This window comes from Acidiphilium acidophilum, from assembly GCF_033842475.1.
Taxonomy (GTDB): domain Bacteria; phylum Pseudomonadota; class Alphaproteobacteria; order Acetobacterales; family Acetobacteraceae; genus Acidiphilium; species Acidiphilium acidophilum.
Genome location: NZ_JAWXYB010000020.1, coordinates 1 through 501 on the forward strand (window position 1 = coordinate 1; position 501 = coordinate 501).

Below are 501 nucleotides of genomic sequence, written 5' to 3' on the forward strand. Positions count from 1 at the left end.
GCGCGCGAAGTGGAAGCCGATCAGCGCGAAATCGGCGAAGCCCGCAGCGACCAGAGCGGCCGCGATGGTATAGATCCGAAACGGCCTTCCGAAGCCTGGCCACGCGGCAAGTTCGGCCCGGATGACGCGCAGTTCGAGTTTCCGTGGATTGGGATAAAGCCGGCGCGCAGTAACCAACAACGCAAGTGAGATCACCGCCGGCACGATCAGTATCGCGAAACTGTGCCGGTAGCCAGCTCCAAGTGCCAGAAGCAGCGCAACCAGCAAGGGGCCAGACATGCCGCCAGTCTGATCAAGCGCGGTGTGGAGACCGAATGCCCAGCCCGCGCCGGTGCGGCTGGCTGCGTGCGACAGCATGGCGCTGCGAATCGGGGCGCGGATGGCCCGGCCGAGCCGCTCGGTGATCAGCAGCACGAAAGCAACAGGCCACGCGCCGGCGAAGGCGAGCAGAGGCACCGAGAGCAGATTGACGGTATAGCCGACCAGCATCAGCGGCCAATA

The 501-nt window shown here is 65.1% G+C and carries 1 protein-coding gene; it reads right to left on the reverse strand.

The annotated features are described in order from the left end of the window. Positions 1–501, reverse strand: a 501-nt coding sequence (locus SIL87_RS19975; RefSeq protein WP_456304841.1) for a hypothetical protein, incomplete at both ends; no start/stop codon positions are given.